At 37.9% G+C, this 25,640-nt stretch carries 14 protein-coding genes; 7 read left to right on the top strand and 7 right to left on the bottom strand.

Annotated features, from left to right (window positions below):
* The gene (locus tag IPJ83_09740) at positions 1–4,848 is read right to left on the bottom strand and encodes a gliding motility-associated C-terminal domain-containing protein (GenBank protein ID MBK7880819.1); all 4,848 of its coding nucleotides are present in this window, start codon (positions 4,846–4,848) and stop codon (positions 1–3) included.
* A 136-nt stretch (positions 4,849–4,984) separates the two neighbouring features.
* Entirely contained in the window at positions 4,985–5,485 is a 501-nt protein-coding gene (locus tag IPJ83_09745; GenBank protein ID MBK7880820.1) for a hypothetical protein, read from the bottom strand.
* A gap of 199 nt (positions 5,486–5,684) precedes the next feature.
* Here IPJ83_09745 and IPJ83_09750 point away from each other — a divergent pair, with 199 nt between their 5' ends.
* The 7 genes from IPJ83_09750 (at position 5,685) to IPJ83_09780 (ending at position 14,797) form a co-directional block, all read left to right on the top strand.
* Entirely contained in the window at positions 5,685–6,356 is a 672-nt protein-coding gene (locus tag IPJ83_09750; protein ID MBK7880821.1) for a ribulose-phosphate 3-epimerase, read from the top strand.
* Positions 6,357–6,376: 20 nt separating this feature from the next.
* Complete coding sequence (locus tag IPJ83_09755; GenBank protein MBK7880822.1) at positions 6,377–8,902, top strand: TonB-dependent receptor; 2,526 nt, start codon at positions 6,377–6,379, stop codon at positions 8,900–8,902.
* A 174-nt stretch (positions 8,903–9,076) separates the two neighbouring features.
* Positions 9,077–9,625, top strand: a complete 549-nt coding sequence (rpsP, locus tag IPJ83_09760; GenBank protein ID MBK7880823.1) for a 30S ribosomal protein S16 — start codon at positions 9,077–9,079, stop codon at positions 9,623–9,625.
* Between the two features lie 157 nt (positions 9,626–9,782).
* Entirely contained in the window at positions 9,783–11,168 is a 1,386-nt protein-coding gene (locus IPJ83_09765; GenBank protein ID MBK7880824.1) for a hypothetical protein, read from the top strand.
* Positions 11,169–11,361: 193 nt separating this feature from the next.
* Positions 11,362–12,411, top strand: a complete 1,050-nt coding sequence (locus IPJ83_09770; protein ID MBK7880825.1) for a hypothetical protein — start codon at positions 11,362–11,364, stop codon at positions 12,409–12,411.
* Between the two features lie 5 nt (positions 12,412–12,416).
* Positions 12,417–13,235, top strand: coding sequence for a 3-deoxy-8-phosphooctulonate synthase (gene kdsA / locus IPJ83_09775; protein ID MBK7880826.1), 819 nt, complete (start codon positions 12,417–12,419; stop codon positions 13,233–13,235).
* A 2-nt stretch (positions 13,236–13,237) separates the two neighbouring features.
* Positions 13,238–14,797, top strand: coding sequence for an FAD-dependent oxidoreductase (locus IPJ83_09780; protein ID MBK7880827.1), 1,560 nt, complete (start codon positions 13,238–13,240; stop codon positions 14,795–14,797).
* Positions 14,798–14,883: 86 nt separating this feature from the next.
* On the opposite strand, the gene IPJ83_09785 is transcribed toward IPJ83_09780, so the two are convergent.
* The 5 genes from IPJ83_09785 to IPJ83_09805 form a co-directional block, all read right to left on the bottom strand.
* A complete protein-coding gene (locus IPJ83_09785) occupies positions 14,884–16,425 on the bottom strand; it encodes an acyl-CoA carboxylase subunit beta (GenBank protein MBK7880828.1) in 1,542 nt (513 codons plus the stop codon).
* Positions 16,426–16,548: 123 nt separating this feature from the next.
* The gene (locus IPJ83_09790) at positions 16,549–17,307 is read right to left on the bottom strand and encodes a response regulator transcription factor (GenBank protein ID MBK7880829.1); all 759 of its coding nucleotides are present in this window, start codon (positions 17,305–17,307) and stop codon (positions 16,549–16,551) included.
* Positions 17,307–20,267: a histidine kinase gene (locus IPJ83_09795; protein MBK7880830.1), complete on the bottom strand. Its 2,961-nt coding sequence runs from the start codon at positions 20,265–20,267 to the stop codon at positions 17,307–17,309. The genes IPJ83_09790 and IPJ83_09795 overlap by 1 nt, the downstream gene beginning before the upstream one ends.
* A 519-nt stretch (positions 20,268–20,786) precedes the next feature.
* Positions 20,787–21,476 (bottom strand): RluA family pseudouridine synthase, encoded by a 690-nt coding sequence (locus tag IPJ83_09800; GenBank protein MBK7880831.1) that lies wholly within the window; start codon positions 21,474–21,476, stop codon positions 20,787–20,789.
* A gap of 15 nt (positions 21,477–21,491) precedes the next feature.
* Positions 21,492–25,589 (bottom strand): gliding motility-associated C-terminal domain-containing protein, encoded by a 4,098-nt coding sequence (locus IPJ83_09805; GenBank protein ID MBK7880832.1) that lies wholly within the window; start codon positions 25,587–25,589, stop codon positions 21,492–21,494.
* Positions 25,590–25,640: the final 51 nt, after the last annotated feature.

Consider the following 25,640-nt stretch of genomic DNA (forward strand, 5'->3'; position numbering starts at 1 on the left):
TTATCTGACAAGGTTAATGTCACCATATAAGCTGCGGCCGGTCTCTTTGATTCTTAAGTAAAATACAAATGTCCCCGGATTAAGTGCAAGGCCCTTAAATGTGCCGTCCCAGCCATTTTGAGAGGCTATCGAGACATTGGTTTCTTCATAAATCAATTCCCCCCACCGATCGAAAATGTTTAATTTTTCAATCGTCAAATTCGGATTTCTGCTAAAAATTTTAAATCTATCGTTAACCTGATCACCATTTGGAGAAAATCCAGTGGGCACAAAAATGTCTGTGTCATCTACCACTTTTACAGAAATAATCAGACTAATTTGACAACCGTTTTCGTCTGTCAAAATTAGGGTATAATCAGTATCAGCTGTGGGAGAGGCGATTGGATTTAAACAATCTGAACAAGTTAAACTGTTAGAAGGTAGCCATTGTATTAGTGATGGCGTAAACTCTGGAATCACCTGAAGATTTATTTGCTCCCCTGCTCCGATTTGGTAAACCCGGGTATAATTAACCTTTAATTCGACATAATCAAGATTAATTTCTACAATAGAATCACATCCTGTTCCTCCTGTTAATTTTATTCTCTCAAAACCACTTGGATGACTTTCATCATAAATGGCGCCATTGATCACAACAGTTTCACCTTTACAGAGGGAAGTATCCAGCCTGCCAATTGGCGTGCGGATTAGCATTACCTGCACATCCACTATGCTGTCACATCCGCCACCTGCACCTCCGAATATCGTGTCCAAACTGGTCAGATTATTTTCGTAATATCTCTTGTTGCCAATGGTTAGGGTATCTCCCTGGCACAAATCTGTCCGAATGATTTCTTTTACTTCTGATTGGAAGCTGAGGTCAACGTTTACAATAGAGTCACATCCGTATTGTCCTCCGGCCTTAATAAGTTCTACACCTTTAGGATTGGATGAATTGTAGATTCTTCCATTAATGGTTATGGATTCATTATTACATAGTGTCTTTTTTAAATCATAAGTTGCCTCTGGGTAAAAACTGATTCGAATGTCAACAAGACTGTCGCAACCTGTAAAAGAGGCATTTTGCAAAGTGTCTTTCAGCAATGAATTTTTGTCATCAAATCTAACGCCGTTAATCAAGATAAAATCCCCTTTGCATAAGTTGCGCTTAAATACAAATGCAGCTTCTTTGTAGAAATTTAATCGCGTGTGAACCAAACTATCACATCCATTCTGTGAAGCAGCCCTTAAGGTGTCGGTACCTTCTGGTCTTTTTGCATCATAGATGCTGCCGTTGACAGATAAGCTTGTGCCAGGGCAAACATCAATGTAATTATCTGCCTGGGGTTTTGGGTAATATTGAAGTTCAATGTCTACAATGCTGTCACAACCATTAAAAGATCCGGAATTAAATACCTCTCTTCCTTTTGCATTAAATTGATCATAACGGGAATTGTTAACCAAAATAAAATCTCCCTCGCATAGATCTAGCTTGAGTTTTGAGTTTATCACTGCCTGGAAGTAAAGATCAATATTGACTATAGAATCGCAATTTGTTTGCTGACTTGATTTTAAAAGCTCCCTGCCTTTTGGCCGGTTGATGTTATATATATTGCCACCAATCACTAAAGAGTCTTCTGCACATAGATCTCTTAAAATATAATTCGTTTCCGCCAATGGTTCAATAGAAACAACCACCGGCTTTTGATCCGTGCAATAATCCGGATTTGTGGCATATGCATAAAGATTTGTTGAAGTCCGGATCGTATCTCCGGAATTAAATTTTTGCCCTGTCCCATTTGGTCCGGTATAGTAAGCTGCATCGGAAGGAATGTTTTTGCCACGGATATCCGGGAGCACATAATAGGAACAATCGATCAATTCAGTCACTGGGTCTATATCAATCCCTGATTTAATATTTATGGTGAAAGCAGCATTGTCTTTTGGACAAATTTTTCCATCCCCGGTCTCATATAGAATTTGAAATTTTCCAGGGCCGGATTTAGAGGCATTCCAAATGGTATTCATTAACGCACCTGTTGAGGAAGTATCTATCCAAATGCCTCCTGCATTAAAATTGCGTCTGAGACTATCCAAATCAAGCCATTCATTATCACAGATGGTAACACTGGAATCCAAGCCCGCGGAAAGGGATTCGACCACTTCTACAACTATTTCTGAACTATCACCGGGGCATGCTCCTTTTGCATTTAAGATATATGTAAAATTAAATGTTTTACCACTTTGGTTGGATGAATTAAATGTCGAACCTGTCAATGTATTGCTGTTTCCAGGGTCAACAAAATAGCCTCCCTGGTCGGCACCATTCAACAAGGTATTAAGATCTATAGTATTTCCTTGACACACCGATCCATTGTAATTGGGTCCTGCATTAACCGGAGTGGAAAGCAAAACATTAAAACTATCTTCAGCAATGCAACCGGAATTTACATCAAACAAGTATACTTTTCCAGACTGATAAATTGTGTCCTTTGCATGGTAAAGGATACCACTTCCTCCTGGTCCGGTAGAATAAACAACATTAACGGTAAGATTTTTGCCTTTGATTTCAGGGAGCACAAAATTTCCACAAACTGTGGTATCCTTTTGAGGAAAAAACTCTGGTGTAGGATTTGCTTTAAGTATAATTTGAACGGGCTTTGAAAAACAGTTGCCATCCAAAGTAAAGCCATAGAGGGTGTCATTGGACGATGTATAAGGTGAGCTAACCAATTTTTTTAATAAACTATCTTCTGCAAAACCTACAAATAATCCATTCCCTCCATTTACCAAATTTTTAATTTCATTCAAGTCAAAAATAGCCCGCCCACTTGCATCTGCACACTTTTCCATTTCAGCAGCATTGGCTTTTGGTCTGGATATAGCTTCAAGTATAATGGTCACCAGATTTGAACTGCAATTTTCTTTACTGGCAAAAGCATATATAGTATCTGTATTTGAAATCCATACAGGAGGCTGAATTATTTTTTGAGCCAGACTGTCCGAATAAAATTCAATTTTAATGGTGGTGTCACCATTCTGTAATATTCGTTTAATATTTTCCAGATCAAATTCTGCATTGCCATTGCCATCATCGCAAATCTTGTCCAGTATTAAAGGTATGGCATTAAATTTCAATACCACCAGTTTGATTTGTACCGGAATAGACCTACATCCTTTTTCAAATACAACTGCGTAAATGGTTTTTGTGGAAGAGCGATATGGACTCTTAATGGAAATAGAAGCCAGACTGTCTTCAAAATAAACAACACTGTCTGCTTTGACGCCACCTGTAACTTTACTAGCCAATTTTTCCAAATCAAAAATTCCCGTTCCATCACCAAGGTCACATATGGTGTCACTTGATTTTCGTGACACAGGAGAAGGTCTGACAATTAAGTTTACAGGAACTGGATTAGATTCACAATCTCCATTTGAAGTAACTGCATAAATGGTTGTCGTGCTTGTGGCGAAAGGAGGAAATATTTGCGAAGCTAAGGTGGGGTCTTCATAGAATGTAACTTTAGATCCCGGATTGGGTCCTCTGATAATGTTGATCAAATCAATTAAAGGAAAAGTTGCAATGCCAAAAAGTTCTTCACATAAAGTATCCGAGGCAGATCGAGCAAAGGGCATTTGCACCACAGTCAGTTTGATGGCAACCGGAGAAGACTTGCATCTGCCATCCACAACACGGGCATAAATCGTACCTGTGGAAGAATTATAGGGCGATGTGATAGGAATAGATCCAGCAGCATCTTTGAAGTATTCTACAGTGCCAGGATTTCCATCAAGGACTTCCATATCTGCATTTTCTAAATTAAAAGTTGCTATGCCATTTCCAATCTCACAAGCTTCCAAGCCAGCAGGTTTTGCTTTTGGACATTTAACCGTAATCTCAAATCGCTCCGTGAATTCTTCCATGCAGCACATGGGATCTGGTTTGGGATTTATTATCCCTACTATTTCATAAGTTTTATCACACCAGGTTTTTGGAATTACATAGGTGAATGGATCTATCACACTGATTGCAGGCACATAATTCCCGGCACCACTTACCGAAGCAGCGCAGCCTCCATTTGTAATGCCTCCGGCCCAGGCATCTCCATTACCCATCAACGCCGGATCATCTGTGTCATACATAATAGTATTTCCACAAGCACAACCATTGACCGAAAATGTTTGTGTCCGAATTCCTGTTGAAGTAAAATTTGAAAAGCCACCTATAGATCTTGAGCAGGCACTTGAACTCACATACACTTTCAAACCTAGTCCACATACAGCAGAAAAATCATAGGCGTAATTGGCACCAGCACTGGTGAAGACTACCCAAATGGCATTGGCGGGTAAATTAAATCCTGCGCCAACTGAAGTGGCCATACATCCACCAACTAATCCAGCATTGCCACTTGCAATACCACAGGATGTTCCAATATCACCATTCCCTGCTCCAACATTATTGTTTGCATCAAAATCAAATATAAGATTGCTTGTATTAAAACCTGATCCTGTCCAAATGACGATAAATTCATTCAGCTGTTCTGTGCCACAAGCATCTATCATAAATCCTATCAACTCAGGACATATTCTGCAATTTCCTCCGGGTGTAGTGATGTTCGCAGATCCAAATTTTGTTCCTTGCCCATTGTATGGATTGAAATCAGGTACATCATTAAAATAATATTCAATTTTTCCACCGTTAGGCAAATCAACGCCTCTTAAATTAATGGTAAAGGCTTCTCCTTCGCACATTTCACAAGATGGAGCACACGCTGGGGTGACCGTTGTCTGAGTAATTTCAGGACATTGGGCAATTAGGGTTCTGCAGATAGTGAAAAGAGGTAATAAAAACAAATACCTACAATTCAAAGGATTGGATTTGTTGCAAATATAAAGTTATTATTACAAAGGCAGCATGAATAAATAGCAAATGAAATTTCAATTCATCTGCAATGGTTGAATGAAAAATTAAGGATGGACGAGTTTCTAAGGTAAGATTTCAAAATCAATTTCGTTTTTTAAAAGGTCTCCAATGTTTCTTTTTCTTTTTTTCTTTGATCAAAATATAACGCAGACTGACGGCAGTGCTTGGTGTAAAATCCCCATCCCCATACCATATATTAAAAGAAGGTAAAAAGTCCCAGGATATGTTTAATCTGCTTATACTTAATTCTAATCCCACAATTCCGGAGAGGCCGGATGGATAAATTTTTGCCGAATCATTTAAATAATTCCAGTGAATACCACCACCATAATACATGTTTAATCTGCGACCAAGTATGGGATGATGTTTCTCTGCAAGAACTTTCAGTCCGAGGTCTTTGTTACGCCAACTGCTGAGTAGTATCCCTTCAATGCTCCATTCTTTAGCTATTCTTTGTTGAAGACTTAAACCCGTTTCTTCACCAAGTCTCGCACCAAGACTGGTCACATACTTTTGAGCAACCAGCCCATGAACAGACACCAACAACAAAAAAATGGTTAACACAAATATTTTCTTCAACATTATTTCCTACCGGTAAATATGGTTTAAAAAATTATCCAAAACGAATGTAAGATCAATAACGAAGCAGATTCACTTCCAGATATACTTTGTAGAAAAATTATATTTTGTACACCAGACCAATGGATTTCTTTTGCTTTTTAAGTTGAGGTTCTTTTGCAGGCATATATATAAGGACTATCTTTGTGCTTTAAATCAGCATATGCCTTCACATCTCATCTCTCCTTCTTTACTTTCCTGCGACTTTCTCCGAATAGGAGAAGAAATTGAAATGATTAACAACAGTGAAGCAGATTGGCTGCATCTTGATGTTATGGATGGATCCTTTGTGCCCAACATTTCCTTTGGACTTCCTGTCATTTCAGCCATAAAAAAAGTTTGTACAAAGGTTTTGGATGTTCATCTTATGATCCGTGAACCGGAAAAGTATATTCGTTCTTTCAGAGATGCCGGAGCGGATCAGATCACCGTACATTATGAAGCTTGTACGCATTTGCACAGAACTTTGCAGGAGATCAGAAATACAGGGGCTAAAGCAGGCGTTGCCATCAATCCCCACACACCAGTCCATTTGTTGTTTGATGTGTTGGAGGAATTGGATTTGGTTATTGTCATGTCTGTGAATCCCGGTTTTGGTGGACAAAAATTTATTTACCGTTCCTTAGAAAAAATCAAGGCATTAAGAGAAGAGATTATTTCGAGAAATCTGGATATCGATATTGAAGTGGATGGCGGGGTAGGGCTACAGAATGCAGAAAAAATACTTCAGGCAGGCGCCAATGTTTTAGTAGCTGGAAATGCCGTATTTTCTGCCGAATCACCGCGCAAGGCCATCGAACAATTGAAGTGTATCGGCGTAGAAAATTTAATGTGATTTTATTCGTTCAACAGAACATGCCAGTACTTCCACGCAAGGTTCTTTTGTTTCTTTTTTATGTGCTTTCCACAAATACTTTAATTTTTGGGCAGGGAATTATCAGTGGCGTAATTCGGGATGAACATTCCGGTCTTGGTCTTGAATTTGCAACCGTGTTTGTGCCTGAATATCCATATTTTACGGAAACAGACGGCAATGGAAAATTTGAATTAAAAGTTCCAGCTCTGAAAAAATGCATCATTAAAGTAAGCAGAGTAGGGTACATTAGCCAGGAAACACAGTTAAAAGATTGGAAAGGTGAAGGGCGCATTACTTTAGATTTTAATTTAAAATGGATAGAAAATCAGGAGGTCTTGATCAAGGATCGAAAATCTGAAGATGCAGGTACCATTCGTGAGAAAGGTAGTTCATTTGAATTTTTACCAACTGCTTCCGGTCAGTTTGAAAATATTTTACCAAGTATTGGTCTTGGTGTTAGAGCAAGCGCCGGTGGAGAATTATCCAGTCAATACAGTGTAAGAGGTGGAAGCTATGATGAAAATCTGGTCTACGTGAATGATTTTGAAATATTCAGACCGCAACTCATCAGAAATGGACAACAAGAAGGATTGTCTTTTCCAAATCCTGATTTGATCAGAGAATTAAGTTTTTCTTCTGGTGGATTTGAAGCCAGGTACGGAGATAAGCAATCCTCTGTATTAGATATTAAATACAAGATTCCGGATTCACTAAAATACAGTTTTTCTGCAAGCCTTTTGGGTTTTTCCGCACATCTGGAAGGTGCAGCTTTTAATGCCAAAAAAACCAATGCGAAGAAACTTAGATACCTCATTGGCGCTCGTTATAAAACAAATCAATATTTATTAAATTCACAGGATATCAAAGGGGAATACCAACCTGACTTTGTAGATGTGCAATCTCATCTAAGTTATGATTTTAATCCTTCCTGGCAATTGTCGTGGATAGGAAACATCAACAGGGCGCGATTTAGTTTGATCCCTGAATCAAGTTCTCAGGCAAAGGGTTCTTTCTTTTTTGTTCTGCGATTGAACACCTATTACGAAGGGAAAGAGGAAAGTTATTTTAATCAATCCATGACCGGAATCAGTCTGCTTTATTTTCCAAAGAGGGTGAAAAATCCATATTACTTTAAATGGATTTCTTCTTTTTACCAGGGAGAAGAAGCTGAGCAATTCGATGTTTTAGGATATTACCGTTTGGTTGAAATTGAAAACGATGAAAAGGATCAGGACGGAAGAGAAGTTAAATTATGGGGTGAAGGAACGCAGCATCTGAACGGCAGAAATTATCTGAACAATATGGTACATCTTCATGAGTTGCGAGGTGGTTACCAGATGAATAATTTGTCCAGTGGGAATGCACATTTTATACAATACGGAAGCTCTGTAAGATTTGAGACATTTGATGACCAGTTGAAAGAATGGGAACGCATTGATTCTGCGGGGTATTCTATTCCTTTGCATGGAGATTCTATTATTTTGGATAGATCGGTACGTGCAAATAATCAATTCAACAATCAGAAGTATGCATTCTGGATTCAGGATGTTTTGCAATGGGCATATTCTTCGAAAACACATCTTCACATTACGCCCGGACTGAGAGCACATTACAACCAACTCAATGATGAATTCCTCCTTAGCCCGAGATTGAAAGTAGAGTTTGTACCTATTGGATCTCAACAAAATATTAGATATTGGTTTTCCACAGGTTTGTATCCGCAGGTTTCTTTTTATAGAGAAATGAGAGACCTGGATGGGTTTATAAATAAAGACCTGAAGGCACAAAAATCTTTTCATCTGATAGGTGGATTTAAGATGGATTTTTTATGGCCTAAAATGAGTACGTCAAGATTCAGATGGATATCTGAAATTTATTATAAGAAACTATGGGATGTAGTGAGTTATGACCTGGATAATGTCCGAATACGGTATTCTGGTCTGAATGATGCCCAGGCTTATGCAATCGGATGGGACAATAGAATCAATGGAGAGTTTGTGCCGGGAGCCGAGTCATGGGTCAATCTGTCTTTTTTAAGAACCAGAGAAAGTCTCGATGGCATTCAGCATCTTAGGCAATCCGACGATCCAAATATTCCAAAGGAAATAAAAGATGTGCCTCGGCCAACGGATCAGTTGTTTGCACTCAGCTTGTTTTTTCAGGATTATCTGCCAAAAAATAAGAATTTTAAAATGCACATGCAGACCACAGTGGCTAGTGGGCTTCCTTATGGATTCCGGGAAGAGAACGAGATATACCGAAACGCTTACAGATTTAAACCCTACCATAGGGTAGATATTGGCTTTTCTGCATTACTCTGGGATGAGTCAAGGAGAAATCAGCGTCCAAATCATTTTTTGAGATTTTCAAAAAAAACCTGGGTAAGTGTGGAGGTTTTTAATTTGTTGAAAGTAAGGAATGAGGCCTCAGTTCGATGGATTAAATCCATTTATAATTACCAGTTTGCCATTCCTAATTATTTGACATCCAGAAGAATAAATCTAAGATTAAGGATAGATTTTTAGTAAAAACAATTGTTGTTCCTTGGTTTAAGTTGTTGAAAATCAGATTCTTGAAATTTTATTTAGAACTTTTTAGCAAGAATGGGATTAAAGTTTTACCTTTGCAGCCGCTAAAGCCCATATGGCCGGTTAATCCGGGTGAATGGGTAATGGTCTAACATTTAAAAAATCTAACAAATGGCCGTAAAAATCAGATTACAGCGTAAAGGGCGTAAAAAAGCTCCTTTTTACCACATCGTGGTAGCAAATTCCCGATCTCCTAGAGATGGAAAATTTATTGAAAGAATTGGATCCTACAATCCGATTTCAGTTCCTGCCACTATCGACATCGATAGAGACAAGGCTTTTGATTGGTTGATGAAAGGTGCGGAACCTACAGATACTGTAAAGGCAATTCTGCGTTATAAAGGGGTAATGTATCGGAAGCACCTGTCCAAAGGGGTAGCTAAAGGCGCTTTTGATCAAGAGAAAGCAGACCAGCTTTATAATGACTGGATTGAAAAGAAGGAAGGCTTGATTAACCTGAAAGTCGAAACCAGAAAATCTGAAATCGAGAACATGCATAAATCCATGACTGCGGTTACCAAAGCAAAGGCTGCAAAGGTGGTTGAAGTAGTGGAAGAAGCTTCCGAGCCTGTTTCAGAGGAATCTACCATCGAAGCATCTGACTCAGCTGCGGGGGATGCTGCCGCAGAAAATAACGAAGAAGCTAAAGCTGAAGAATAATATTCTTTCGTTTACGGTATTTGTGTGATTATTTACTGAATATCTTAAACATTAAGGAATAATATTCTAAAAAGACATAAATATTAAGAATATATTTAGACCTGGGAGGTGGTAAAACCTTCCGGGTCTTGTTATTAAACCTTCAAATGAAATTGCCATGCAGGAATTAGAAATGGATTACAAAGAAAGATTACAGGCTGTAGCTGAAGTGATTCAGAGTTCAGATGAACTAGCAGCTTATCTTGAAGAAGAAACTCCCGAGTTGTACAAGACCCTCCAGGAAGCATATGAACCCTTGGTTGCAGAAATATATCAGGAAGTAGCGGATGATCATCCCTTACAAATTCTTGAATTGGAAAAAGTGTTATTGAATCCTTTTTTTGAAGGCTTGTTTTTACCGAGAATCTTAGGTTATAGTGTTCTGAGAGGTGAAATAAATGAGGAAATAAAATACAGCCGTCCCCAGGAGCATTTTAAGGAAGTTTTGGTAGCAATAGCGAACTCAACCAATTTTGATGTCATCAAACAAAGAATTGGACAAACCGTCCAATTGGGGTTTTCATTAAGTAGCGATATCTGGATTGCCTCACTCCTCGATAGAATTGAAAATAAAAAGGTAAAGGCATTTCTGCAAAGCATGAAATTGGATAGATTCAGAGATACACAAGAAAGACACAACTTTTACCTGAGATACAAAAAGCAATTTGCGCATTACAACTTCCTTACCTGCGTTTTTCCGCAATCTGTTGGAGAACTGAAAGTGGAGTTCGAATCTCTGAAGAATTTCCTTTGGAGCAGGCTTAACTTTAAATCCAAGCACGAAAATTACATTAAAGAAATTCATGAATTGGTTTCAAAAAAGGAGTTTTATAAAGAATCTGAATTCCTTGAATTGCTTGCAATTGTGGCTAATTTCATAAATCTTGGGGATAAGGAAAACCAATATCTAGCATCTGCCATAAATGAGGTAAGAACAATTAATCCACAATTTGCCAACCAATATTTCGCATTTCTCAAAAAGAGTTACAAGGAGGGAACAAAGTTTGGACTTAAAGCAGACAGTAAGTTTTATGAACTTCTGGATAAAAGTAAGAATGATGATTTGGTCAAATTTTACAAATTGTTGGAAACCATTCACACCAAAGGATTTGTCCATGAAGATGCAATAGATGCGGTTAATGCATTTTATGCTCAATACGAAGGAATGTCCATCAATAATGAATGTCTGAGATTGGCTATACTCCAACAATTTGGCAATGTGGTTGAAAATCTTACAGAACCAGAATACCTTTCATTCTTTGAAATCAGTAAGACTTTTGCAACCTACATGAATATTTTTGACAATTCTGCATTCAATCAGGATGTCGAAGGAATGAGTATGAAATACATCCAAAAGCTCTTGGCTTTTTACCAGGACAAGAGAAGCAGGGAGTATCAGGATGTAAAAAGATTTGTCAGCACCAGCTTTACAGAATATGAGTTCATGACCGAAAAAGAAGTGGTGGATTTGTTTAAAATCAAGAGAAAAAAGAAAGGGGAGTAATGCAAATTCGTATTTCACTCTTGAACTTTTGTGGATTTGTACATAAATTTTAATAATATTATATTATTATTTAATATGTTACACATTCTATAGTAGTGGATTAATTAATTGTTCTGCATTAATTTTACTTTCCTTAGTCCTTGCTGTAAATTTGGGATCATTTTTTGCTGTAAGAGGCTAAATATTCTGGACTTTGTCTTCGAAACCTGAGATTAATTATTTGCTGTTGTGGCATTTGAACCGGTACAAATGGATCGGCGTCCCGGGTATTGGTCGTTTTGAAGGACACTTAGAAAAAGCCTACCTCGACCACCAGAAAGGAGTCATTCATCCTTCCAGACTGACAGTTGACTTTTTACCGGATCAAAATTTAGATGGTGAGCAAATGCTCGAAAACTTAAGCGCTGAATCCGATTACTCTATGGAAGCATTGGAGGAAAGTTTAGGTAAACTCAGTTTTGGTTTGGTCACTGAGTTAAAGAAAAACCAACAAGTCGTTTTTGAACCTTATGGCATCTTAAGTCAGAATTCAAAAGGTACGATCAATTTTGTTCCTGCTCAGATAAATTTGCACGATCGTTTTTTTGGCATGGAAGCAAAAATGCTTACGCCACTGGTACATCAGTTTCAAGCAGCACCTGAGGTTCCAGTACCCGTAAAACCCTTGCCACAAAATGATCGCAATCATTTCAAATGGCTATATTACCTTCTGGGCATTCTTTGGATTATTTTCCTTTTTCTTTTGATGTGTCCTGCGCGCAAGAATAATCAACAGAAACCTGTAAAAGCAGTCGAGGAAGACCTAATTAAAAAATCTTTGGAGAGCCAAAGAGAAAGCCTTGCATTGCAACAAAAGTTTCAGGATAGTATTTCCAAAATAAGTGCATTGCCGGTAGATACACCAACCCAACCTACCACAAAAACACCCGACGAAAAAAATGTACCAAAAAATTCAGATGAATTTTCCCATGAAGAACAAATAATGGATCATAACCTTGCAGAACTGGATGGTAAAATTAAAGGCAAGCAATGTGTGATCATTGTTGGATCCTTTAAGGTTAAAGCCAATGCAGATCGACTAAGCAAACTGGTTAAAAAGAAAAATTACAAGGTTTACAGAGAGCCTTACGGAGAATTCAATAGAGTAGGGATTCAATTTGATTGTTTTTCAAAAGACCTGAACAAAACCCTGGCTGAATTAAAAAAATCTTTTAATCCGGATTCCTGGATACTGAAATACTAAAATTGATGATGAACTGGAACTCACTTGATAAAATTGCATATAAAGATTCTGAGCAATTTTTTTTAATTGCAGGCCCTTGTGTTGTAGAATCAAAAGATCTGTGCGCGGAAATAGCAGAACGAATGATTCAGTTAAGTAATGCTTATGAAATACCATACGTATTCAAGGCTTCTTATCGCAAAGCAAACCGGTCGCGGATAGACTCATTCACCGGGGCAGGCGATTTAACCGGATTGGAAATTTTAAAAACGATAGGAAGTCATTACGACGTTCCGGTCACCACTGACATTCATACGGATGAAGAAGCGGAACTGGCAGCACATTATGTAGATATACTGCAAATTCCTGCCTTCCTTTGCCGACAAACTTCCTTACTGGTTGCAGCAGCTAAAACAGGTAAAGTGGTGAATGTAAAAAAAGGACAATTTATGAGCCCTGAAGCCATGCAACATGCCGTCGATAAAGTGAGACAAAGTGGTAATGATGCAGTTTGGCTGACAGATCGTGGAACCACTTTCGGTTATCACGATCTCATTGTCGATTACCGTGGATTACCAACTATGCAAGCATTCGGAGTTCCTGTTATCATGGATTGTACACACTCTCTTCAGCAACCCAATCAACTCTCCGGCGTTACGGGAGGGCGCCCTGATCTGATTCCAACGATCGCTAAAGCTGCAATCGCAGTTGGTGCCGATGGCTTGTTTATTGAAACCCATCCGAGACCTTCACAAGCAAAATCAGATGGTGCCAACATGTTGCCCTTAGATCAAATGGAATCCCTTTTGGATAAATTGGTAAAAATCAGAAGGGCCATTTTATAACTATGTCCTTTACGGTAGATTTTTCCATTCACCATTCCAGAATACGGGATGTAACTGCTGTTCGTGACGCCATAAAAAAGGCCAGCGCAAAGCATCTGGAAGAGGATTTCAATTACCGGATCATCCGACGAAATATTGATGCCCGACAAAAAAATGTTGAATATATTCTAAAAGCAGAAATTTATGAACCAGGAGAATTGGTTGAAAAATCAAATGTGTTGGATGATTTTCATGATCTGAAAACCTCCGATGAAGTATATATAGTTGGGGCCGGTCCTTGTGGTTATTTTGCCGCATTGCAGCTTATCCGGCATGGCATTAAACCAATTATTATTGAACGAGGCAAGGATGTACGGGAAAGAAGGCGCGATCTGAAAGCGATTCAGCAGTTTGGCATCGTTAACGAAGATTCCAATTATTGTTTTGGTGAAGGTGGCGCAGGTACCTATTCTGACGGCAAACTATATACCAGAGCTACAAAAAGAGGAGACATTAATTACGTGCTGCAATTACTGGTTGCACATGGTGCAAGTGAGGAGATATTGGTGGATGTGCATCCACACATAGGCTCCAACAAATTGCCGGATATAATTTCAGCAATTAGAAATACAATTGAATCGCATGGGGGAGAAGTAAGATTCAATTCCAGACTCACGGATATTTTAATTAAAGAAAATAAAGTTACTGGTCTGAAGTTGGGGGAAGAGCTTGTGCCATGCGATCGCATTATTTTAGCTACGGGACATTCCGCCAGAGATATTTACAAAATTTTACACGAGAAAAATATTTTTATCGAAGTGAAACCATTTGCTGTGGGATTTCGGATAGAACACCATCAGGCATTAATTGATGAGATACAATATCATTGTGTAACAAGGCCTGATACACTTCCGGCGTCCAGTTATAGTTTGGCTTGTCAGGTAGGTGATAAAGGCGTTTTTTCTTTTTGCATGTGTCCGGGTGGGTTGATCATTCCGGCAGCTACCTCACCGGGAGAAATTGTAGTGAACGGGATGTCTCTTTCCAGAAGAGATTCTCCTTTCGCCAACAGCGGAATGGTTACTTCTGTGGATCAAAAAGATTTTAATTTATTTTCCGTACATGGTCCTTTGCAGGGTATGTATTTTCAACAGGGAATAGAGCAAGATTTTTTTGAAGCAGGAGATGGAACACAAAAAGCTCCGGCACAAAGATTGCAGGATTTTTTAATGGGTAGAAGAAGTCATAGTCTCCCGGATACCAGTTACATTCCGGGAATTTTAAATGCACGAGTGGATCAATTATTTGCCAAAGATGTTTACCATCGACTAAAAACAGGGCTCCTTCAGTTTGGAAAAAAAATGCCGCAATACATCAGTGACGAAGCTGTAGTAGTAGGTAGCGAATCTCGAACAAGTGCGCCGGTGCGCATACCAAGAAACAAAGAGAATTGCATGCATCCACAAATCAAAGGTTTGTACCCTGGTGGAGAAGGTGCCGGTTTCGCCGGTGGAATATTGTCGGCAGCCATGGATGGCATTAGAGTTGCAGATGCAATTTTTCGACAGGTTATTCCTGGTTAGTTTTTTTTCATAGCTTGATTGGAATTCGAAAAAACACCAAGAATTAGTATCAAAGTACCTTCAATAAAGTCAGGAAGAAAAAATCATCATAATGGAATATTTCCATGTTTTTTTCTGGGAAGTTTATCTACTTTATTTTCCAGAGATGCAAAAGCCCTTATCAATTTTCTCCGGCTGTCTTCAGGAAGAATGACCTCATCAATAAATCCTCGTGAAGCAGCCGTGTAAGGATTTGCAAATTTTTCGGCATATTCCATTTCTTTCTCAAGAATGGTTGCCTCAGGATCAGAGGATAGGTCTATTTCTTTTTTAAATATGATTTCACTGGCTCCTTTAGCGCCCATGACAGCAATTTCTGCAGAAGGCCAGGCAAAGTTAAAGTCTGCGCCAATGTGTTTGGAGTTCATCACATCGTATGCTCCACCATAAGCCTTCCTGGTGATCAGGGTGATTCTTGGAACAGTTGCTTCACTGAATGCATACAATAATTTGGCACCGTTGCTGATAATTCCGTTCCATTCCTGATCTGTCCCTGGTAAAAATCCGGGAACATCTTCCAGCACGAGCAATGGAATATTGAAACAATCACAAAACCGGACAAAACGGGCTGCTTTTTTCGAGGCATTCACATCCAGACAACCTGCCAGTACCATCGGTTGATTGGCAACAATACCGATGGATTTACCAGCCAACCGTGCAAAACCTACAACGATGTTTTGTGCAAAATCCTCATGAATTTCGAAGAAGGATTCCGGATCGACAATTTTTACAATAATTTCTTTTATCTCGTAGGGTTGGTTGGCATTGTTGGGAATCAGATCACTCATGTTTTCCAGGACTTCGCTGCCGGGTGTGTAGGAGAGTGCTATGGGTTTTTCTTCACAGTTTTGAGGAAGGTATCCGAGCAGACGTCTGATTTTCAGAATACATTCGACATCATTTTCGGCCGTAAGTTGGGTTACACCTGATTTCGAAGCATGGGTATGTGCGCCTCCAAGTTCTTCGGAACTTACCTCCTCATTGGTCACGGTTTTGACCACATTCGGACCGGTTACAAACATATAGGAAGTGTGTTCCACCATGATGATGAAATCCGTCATGGCCGGAGAATAAACGGCTCCTCCCGCACAGGGACCCATAATAGCAGATATTTGGGGAATAACACCGGACGTCCGCACATTTCGGTAGAAAATATCAGCATATCCGCCAAGCGATCTTACCCCTTCCTGGATACGAGCCCCACCGGAATCATTTAATCCAATCACCGGCGCACCATTGCGTAAAGCCAGATCCATGATCTTACATATTTTCTCTGCATGGGTTTCAGATAAAGAACCACCAAAAACAGTAAAATCTTGCGCATAAACGTACACCAATCGGTTTTCTACGGCACCATATCCGGTAATTACGCCATCACCATAATAGATTTGATTTTCCATCCCAAAATCTGAGCAGCGGTGCGTCACCAGCATGCCCAATTCCTCAAAACTACCGGGGTCAAGAAGCAGTTGAATTCTTTCCCTTGCGGTCAGTTTCTTTTTGTGATGCTGTGCATCAATTCTATTTTGACCACCACCAAGGAGCGCCGCCTTGTTTTTATCTAAAAGTTGTTCAATTTTACGAGACATCATACTCCGGCGAAGTTAACCAAACTTGGAAAATTGGGGGAGGATTGAGTTTTTTAAATTTCAAAACACAAGGGTTTGAATAAAAGGGACTAAATTGAAAAATTAAAAAGTTGCTTTTTGTTTTTAAGAGTTTCTTTTAGAAATAACTTCTAATAAATTCGCCCTAACCCGTCTGGAAACTGGAATACTGGTTCCGTCGTAAAGTCTGACTTCTTCGCCATTTCTGCCAACAAATTCAATCAGTCTCACATTGATCACATGAGATTTGTGCACTTCATAAAAATTGTATTTTTCAAGCATGTTCCTGAACTCGCCGATATTTTGGGAACTGATCAGCACTTTGCCGTTTGCACAGATCACTTTGGTATAGCCGGACCATCCTTCACAGCGAATGATGTCGCCCACTCTAACAAAGTGTGCACCTTCTTTCATTGAAATGGCAATGTTGTGATCCTGACTAATGGGGAGGGATAAATTACGCAACAGATTTTGAATGCGGTTGTGCTCAAATTTATAATACACCTTTTCCAGGGCTGCATTTATGGCATGTGCAAGTTCTGAGTTGTTGATAGGTTTTACAATAAACCCAACAGCACACAACCGAATCGCATCAATGGCATGTTGGTCTAGGCTGGTTACAAATATTAATTCAAAATTATGCTTGGGCATTCTTTTTAAAAGTTCCAGACCACTTTCTCCGGGCATTGAAATGTCCATAAAAACCAAGTCCGGTTGTTGAGAAAGTATTTGTACATAAGCTTCCTGCGTGTTTTGAGCCTTTGCCAGGATTTGAATGTTGGGATATAAGGACTTTATCTTTTCTTCCAGAATCGACAAAGCATCCTGTTCATCATCCACCAAAATGGCAGTTACTGTTTCCATTATTTTATTTTTAATATAACGCGTGTACCTAAAGGTATGCTGTCTTTAATCAAGTCATGATATTCAAGGGTAACCAGATAATTCCCCTTTTTATTGACCAGACTTATTCTGTCTTTCATCATTTCTAGTCCTCTCGAAATATGTGAATTGCTGGTCTGGGTTTTCATTTGCGCGGCCTTAGCTCTTCCGATTCCATCGTCTTCAATGATAATTTTTAGCCCTTCTGCTTTTTCTTCGATGAGAATGGAAATTAATCCTCCACCTTCTTTATGAAACAAGCCATGTCCCAGGGCATTTTCAATAATTGGTTGCAATAAGAGGGAAGGGATTTTTACTGTTGAAGTGTCCAGCTCAGATGGTTGAACCATTATTTTAAAATCTAGTCGATCCTTAAATCGCAATTTTTCAATTTCCAGATATTTGGTTATCAGTTGAATTTCGTCTTTTAGCAGAATGTCTTCATTTTTTGAGGATTCCAGATATAACCTCAACAATCTTGAAAATCTGCTGAGGTAAGTGTCGGCCAAATCTTTTTGGTCATTTTGAATCAGATTCTGGATGGAGCCCATGGCATTGAAAACAAAATGAGGATTCATCTGTGCCCGCAAAGATTCCAGCTTGACATCAGAAATCTGTATATCTGCCATTAACCTTGCTTTTTCGGTTTTCTTTTTTCTTTTGAGGACAAATTGTATGCTACCGGTCAACATAGAAACCAGAATGATAATACCCAGAATTCTAAAGAATAAAGTCTCGTACCATCTTGGTAACAGTATAATTTGCATGGTCGATTCATTTGGCGATATCTGACCTTTGTAATTTTCAAGCTTACATCTAAAAGTATAGGTACCTGGTTTGGTTAAAGCATAATTAATTTCAGTATTTTTCGTGATTTTCCATTCTTCATCAAATCCTTCAAGCATGTAGTGAAATTTTGATTCTCCAAGACTCGAAAAATCTAGACTTTCCATTATAAAAGAAAAAGTGTTATTAACAATATTGACAACTGTGGTGTCCAAAATGGCATTGTTTGCAAATATTTTCAACTTTGGAGTTAAAAAGTATTTGCCTATTTCTGGATAATTTGGTATGATCGTAAAATAATCATCTGAAATTGCATAAATATTTTCACTATTTGCAAATAAACCTAATATATTTTTATTTAATATTCCATCCTGGTGTGAAAACTTTTCAATTAAATTTCTATCCTGATTTTCTCTTGCAATAAAAATTCCAGAATTGGTTGAGAAGTATTTATTATTTTTATTGTCTATGAAAATATTATTAATTGAACTATTTATTTCAGGATAAACTTTTTCTAAGCAGTTCTTACTGAATTTCCAAATTCCGTCATATTCCGTGCCAAGCCACAAATCATCATTATTATCTATTGCATAAGTTTTAAAAATTAATTCATTGTTTAATAACAGAGGTTGAATTTGATCTAAATTATCAATTTGATATAATTTATTATTAAGCAGTATAATGGTAAAGCCACTTTTTGTTTGTTTGATATTTTCAACAATTCCATCATAAATGATTTTGGTTTTGAAATTCTTTTCATCATTTTGTTTAATTTTTAGCAAATCACTTACTCTTGCTATAAATAAAACTTTCTCATCATTTGATCTGAAAATGAATTTATTTCCATCATTACGAAACGGCTTTGAAAATATTTGATCATTTGGTTTTAGAGAATTTGATAAATTGAAAATGTAATCTTTATTAATTGAATTTGAAGTGTAATTAAATTCGTAAACATTTAAAGCATTTGCTAATAATGTAGTCTTTTTTTTAATGTCAATTGTGTGAATTGGATAATCTCCCAAAAATGCAATCTTTTTTAAATTGTTATTTGTATATAAATAAATATTTCCTTTTGATGTTCCTACAAAAATAATATTATCACTTCCATTTATTATGTTATAATTTCCATGCTCTTTGTTAAGTTTAGGTAGGTTTTTAATAGATTTCATGCTAGGAGTTATTAGATAACATCCAGCATTGGAAGTTCCAATCCATAAGTTATTGTCTTTATCAATATGAGATCTCGTAATCTCTACTTCATAATTATTTATAGGATATTTAAAGGTTGTAATATTTATATTCGAGTCAATTTGGATATATCCTTTGGAAGTTTCAATATAAAAATAATCATTTTTTATATAGGGCGTATATATTTGCCCTAAGCTATTTAATAATTTATTTAAAGTTGTATGCAACAAAATATTATTATCTTTTTCATTGTAAATTAGTATTTCATGTGTTGTGTCTCTTAGATAAATAATATTTTTTTTAAAATTATAAAAGGATCCAGTTCCTTTATTAAGATATGTTTTTAAATATTTCGATACTTTAATATCGGGATATAATGTTAAAGAATCGCTTAGAATATCTTTTAAATAAATATTGTCTTTTGAGAGTATAATTTGTTTGTTATTGTTGAAAATTGAATTTTTATTTTCTGGAAAATTATTAAGAGATTTATATAAATCGATTATACGATTTTTTTTCATAAAGATATTTTCAAAAAAATATGTGCCATAATCAATTTGTATGTAGATGCCGAATTCATTTTCAAAAAAATTTACTTGTCTACATACTTTTGGAAGTTTATAAATTTTTTCTATTTCTCCATCTTTAAAAGCAATCAATTGATCAGAGGTGCTTTGTGCCCAAACCCTGTTCCATTTGTCCTTGTAGAGGCCATAATAAATATTGGTTGGCATGCCTTCCTTTACGGTAAAATTTTTAAAGCTGTGGCCATTGAAGACAGAGATTCCTCTATCTGTGGCAAAATACATATAGCCTGTTGAATCCTGACAAATGGCAAAGACTTTATTGGATAATAATCCATCTGCAACAGTATAATTTTTATAAGGGCTTACCTGAGCCAAAGTGGACAATGGCAATAGAATGACAAGAATTAGGTAGGAAATGCAGAAATGATAGCGAAGCATGGCTTTATGCTTTTTGATCATTTCAGGTATGGTGATTTTGTGTGCCAATGTTCAAAGATAAAAAAATTGATCCTCCCTCTAAGCAGTAAGTAAATTACTGATTAGCTACCATGCTATATTAAGAAATCCACAGAGGACGATCCTCTGTGGATTGAGTAGGGGTTTCTCATAGTATTATGGATGTGTCCACTGATTACTAAGAGGATATATAAAGAATAGTATTTTAATTCCGGAATAAAGATACCGCAGCTTCAAAATAATGGTCAGTTAAACCGAGGAACGGTAGGTTTTAACCGATTAACGGTAAATTCGTTTTTTATAAAATTTACCTAAAATTTGCTAAAAATTAGATTTAATTCATTGATAATTAAACATATAAATATATAAATATGTGTAATGTATTGAATTTTGGAATTTTTAGCTGCCAAGAGTTTAAATACAAAGCAAGTTTTCACACATTTTGGGGTTTTGACTTCTTGGTCAGACCTCATCCAATGTTATTATCTGGCCCTTTGAATTCTATAATGCAGACAAGGCCTGCTCGAATCTAATCCATGGAGATTCCTGAATCGGCAGACATCTGAATTGCATCTTTTCATTCGATTTAGGATGGGGGAATTCAATTTGCCATGCATGGAGTGCTATACGTTTATCGTCAATCCTTTTGGGGGCTTTGTAATGCAGATCATTCCACATTGGATGCCCAAGGTAGGATAATGTTGCTCTGATCTGGTGGTACCTGCCTGTGCGTAATTCTATGTCCAGCAGACTTAGACCATCCGAATAGTCCAATTGGACAGCAGTGGTTTCAATGGGCTTAAATCCGGCTTTGGGAAAAGGAAAAATTTCCGCTTTAAATTTATTTGGATTCTTTTTAAGAAATAGTTTTTGAGGAATTTCCTTTTGACCAAAATTACCTTCCACCACACCGAGATATTTTTTAAACACCTTATCCTCAGCAAACAATTGATTTAATTTGACAAGAATGGATGCTTTCTTGGCCAAAACCATCAAGCCACTGGTCTGTCGATCAAGCCTGTTTGCTAATCCCGCAATCAAATTTTTTGCCTTCTGCCCGGAGGATTTATAATATTGTAGTACTTGGTCCTGCAGATTCTCATAAACTTTTGCAGCATCCGGTTCGCAGGCCAGTCCAGCAGGCTTGACCACTACGATCAGGTCCTTATCTTCAAATATTATATTGAGCAATGTTGGCTAATTAGTCTATCTGAGTAAATTGATATCACCTTTAAGTTGTTGAATGGTTCCATCATTCCACTCCACTTCTAAAACATAAATAAAAACGCCTGGATTTAACGGTTGGTTTTTAAATTCTCCGTTCCAGCCTTGATCCGGAATATTCGGCTGTAAATTTTCCCGGTCAAAAACTCTTTCTCCCCACCTGGTGAATATGGAAAATTTCCTGATGGTCTTGTAACTGTCTTCCGTGACGCTTGGAAAAAACCAGTCGTTGATGCCATCTCCGTTAGGACTAAAAACGGTAGGTACCCAGATTCCTTTTTTAATAATTTGGATCGTTATGCTCGCAGATGCGATACATCCATCTTTGTTGGCATAACTGACTGTATAAGTTGTTTCTTTTCTTAAATTAGTAACCGTCGGATTATCACAATCTGTGCAGGATAAATTGTCTGCGGGGTCCCATTTAATCCAATCAATGGAATCTTTTGGTGTGATGATCACGGCTTGCAAAACAAGAGGATCTCCTTCATTTATTTTTATAACAGGCGGCAAACTAACGCCTACCGGGTCAGGGGTAGTGACGATAAAGTCTGCATTCAAAATACAGCCATTTGCATCTACGACCCGTATGGTTCTCCGGCCTGGTGACAATCCAGGAATATGCGGTCCCGCAACTGGAACATTATCGAGGAAGTAAGTATAAGGTTGAACACCTCCTACAATATTGAGCAGAGTTATTGAGGCATTCTCCCCGGTGCACCTGGCTTGCTCTAGATTATAATTAAGCTCAGTAGGTACATTTGTATTTTCTGTAACACTAATAGAGTCGATGGTTTCACACCCATTGTCCAGATTTTTGACTTTCAAATAGTAACTTCCTGTTTTTCCAGCCCGGCAATCTGCCTGATTCGCAGCGCCAATAATGGATCCATTACTTGTTGTCCAAATGATTTGAGAATTTTTTCCCTGATTTTGAATAACACCTTGAATCAGGACATCTCTTATTGAACAGGTGAGTTCTCCTACAGCAGGGATATCAATAACAGGTTTAAGGAGATCTTCTAATACACGCACACTATCGAACGAAACACATTTGTTAACCGTATCCTGGATGGTAAGCACGTAAGTTCCTGCTTTATCTACAAGGATATTTAAAAGAGTCGGGCTTCCTAAAATATTTCCTCCTGTGCTCTGCCAACTTGTTAAAAATCTGCTTCCACTACTGGAACCTCCTGCATTAATATTTAAAGTATTCTGTATGCAATTTAAAGTATCCGGCATTTGAATATTGACCACTGGTTTGGTGAGATCAGGAATTATGCTGAGCAAGTCTGTAGATTCACAACCGTTGATTAAATCCTTAACGAGAACCATATAGGTTCCGGGAGAAACAACAGTAATGTTTTTTGTAGCGGAATTACCCTGAATCTGTCCATTGGCGCTAGACCAATTAAAACTAAATGAGTTTGAATTTCCGGACGCAGTAGCGTTCAACATAAACTGTTGACTTTCGCAATTCCAAACCAGATCTTTACCGGCGTTTACCGTTGGCTTTAACGTATCAATTCCAACGATTACACTTACGAATGCACTACAACCATTGGATTGGTCTGTTGCTTTAAAAGTATAAGTACCCGGAGAATTAATTTTTGTTTGCAAAGTGTTTGGAGATTGAATGGTACCTCCTCCCTGTGTGGACCATTCATAAGTAAGTGGATTGCCACTCAATGAATTTGCAGTTGCAGTCAAATCAATTTGCTGTCGGTTACAATTAAGGGTATCGGGCGATTGAATAGATACAACAGGTTTATTTAAATCGGGAACAATTTTAGCACTGGCAGAATCCCGACATCCATTTGATGTATCTGTTACAACAATAACATAAGTCCCCGGAGTGCTTACTTCAATTTTATTTGTACCGTTTCCTGATTTTATGATACCATCAGAGCTGGTCCACAAAAATGTATACTGTGATCCCTGGCTACTTGCTGAACCATCAATTGTCTTCACGGTATCAATGCAGCTAAATACCTGGTCCATACCAGCACTAACCATTGGTTTTGTCACATTCTGATCTACATACAAGGAATCTAGGTTCTCGCAATCATTTGTTCTGTTCTTGATTCGAATATAATACCATCCTTTTTGATTAATGACAGGATCAATTCGATTGTTCCCGGAAACAATATTACCTCCAATACTGGACCAGGATATATCAAGAGAGTCACTTGAATTAATTCGTGCGTTTAATTTAATACTGGATATGTTGCAATTAAGGATTTCATCCTTTCCGGCATCCAGGGAGGGAACTTTGCGCGAATCGACCACATTCAGACTATCTATAGATTCACAACCATTCAATTCATTCACCATTCTTAAAAGTACTTTCCCACTTTTTTGAATGAGTTTGTCCATGAGAATATTTTCTTTTTGAAATTTAGCAGTGTCAATGGTCCAGTAATAGCCATAATTCCCGGCTGGGTTGCTGGTATTATTGGTGACGTTTACCCCATTGTTTTTGCAATCAATATTCAGATCATTTCCTAATTCAATTAATGGAGCAAGCGTGTCAATTTTGACATCCCAACTTGTACTGTCTTCGCAATGATTGTTTCTATCCAGAACAGATAATTTATACCTTCCGGGCAGATTTCCCGTTAGCGAAAATTTTTGATTTGTTTGGCTAAGGTCCGGATTGGTCCAGGTTAAATAATACTTTGTGCTGTCTAATACTTTTGAATTTAAAATGACTTGTTGATTTTTACAGTTCAATAAAGTGTCACCGGTAATTCCTGCTGCTGGTTTTGCAGTGTCCGCCTTAACATCATAGTCAATCAAAAGCGTGCAACCGGAAGTTTGGTCTGTTATGGTAACAGTATACTTACCGGCCTTTTTGACTAATGCAATTTCTGTGTTTTGACCATCGATAAGGTTACTGTCCGGACTCCATTTGTAGGAATAGATTCCGCTTCCTGAAGTAAGGTTGGCTGTTAATTGAACACTATCTTTCTGACAATCTATTCTGCCATCCGCATCTACAAATCCAACTAATTCATCAGGTGCCATGTATTCAATGGAAGCCTCCTCTTCGCACTCCACATTGCCATTTTTATACTTGACCTTAACCGTGTATATTCCTGAACCTTTGGCCTTAGCCATTAAGCCGTTTTGTGAAATAATTTTTCCCACATCTGTAGACCATTCATATGTTATATTAGGGCCGAATGAGGATCCGGTAGCAAACAAGTCAAAAGTTTCTGAGGAACATTTCGGTTTAAAGGGTATAGTCAGTTTGGCAATGACATCCACTATTTCTACGGTCACTTCATCCATGTCCATACATTTTTCAAACATGGCAATGTCATCTATGGCAAAGTCATTTCCAAATCCTACACCGGATGCTTCTGTGATACAAATATTTGCCGAGCCTGAAGAAGCGGTAAAGCAACCTTCGATTCTTATCCAGTCACAAAGAGCCCCGGCAACCCCTGATCCAATGGTAGCCCCATTTACTTTAAGATTTAAAACAGATGGGGAAACCGGATATACATTCTGAACATAAAATTCTACCAAATAAGCATTTCCGGGTGTTACGGCTACAGTTTGACACCAAACATTTGATCCTGGTGTAGTAGACCCATCCACCACCATTTGTTGTCCTGATCCTGATGTATGGTCTCCACATGGGGAAAAACCTCCGTTATAAGCTTGAGGATTATCTCCCACACCATAGTTGTTTGGCCCAAAAGGACTCCCGGGAACACCATAAATATAGCTGGTGCTGAAACCTGTATTACCTGCTTCAAAATTTCCATTAACGATAAGGTTGGTCGTGCCAACGCCCTCAGCGGAAAGTTTATATTTATAAATTCCTGGATTTTTATGCGTTACCTGAGGATCCAAAATCATTGGATCGCTTAATCCGGAAGTAGGAGACCAACTAAATTTTGTATAATTCCCCATGACATTCCCTTGTAAAGTGATGGGGTCATTTGGATCACAGGTAAAAAGATCTGGTCCGGCATCTGCATCAATTCCGGTACATTGCCCACTTAGAAAAGAAATTCTGCCCACAACCAAAATGGCCAGCAATAAAACCACTTTAAACTTAAACCGCATTTTGCTTGATTTATACAAATGTTTTCAGGATAAAATCCCACGAATATAAGC

The organism is Candidatus Vicinibacter proximus, assembly GCA_016713905.1.
Taxonomy (GTDB): Bacteria; Bacteroidota; Bacteroidia; order Chitinophagales; family Saprospiraceae; genus Vicinibacter; species Vicinibacter proximus.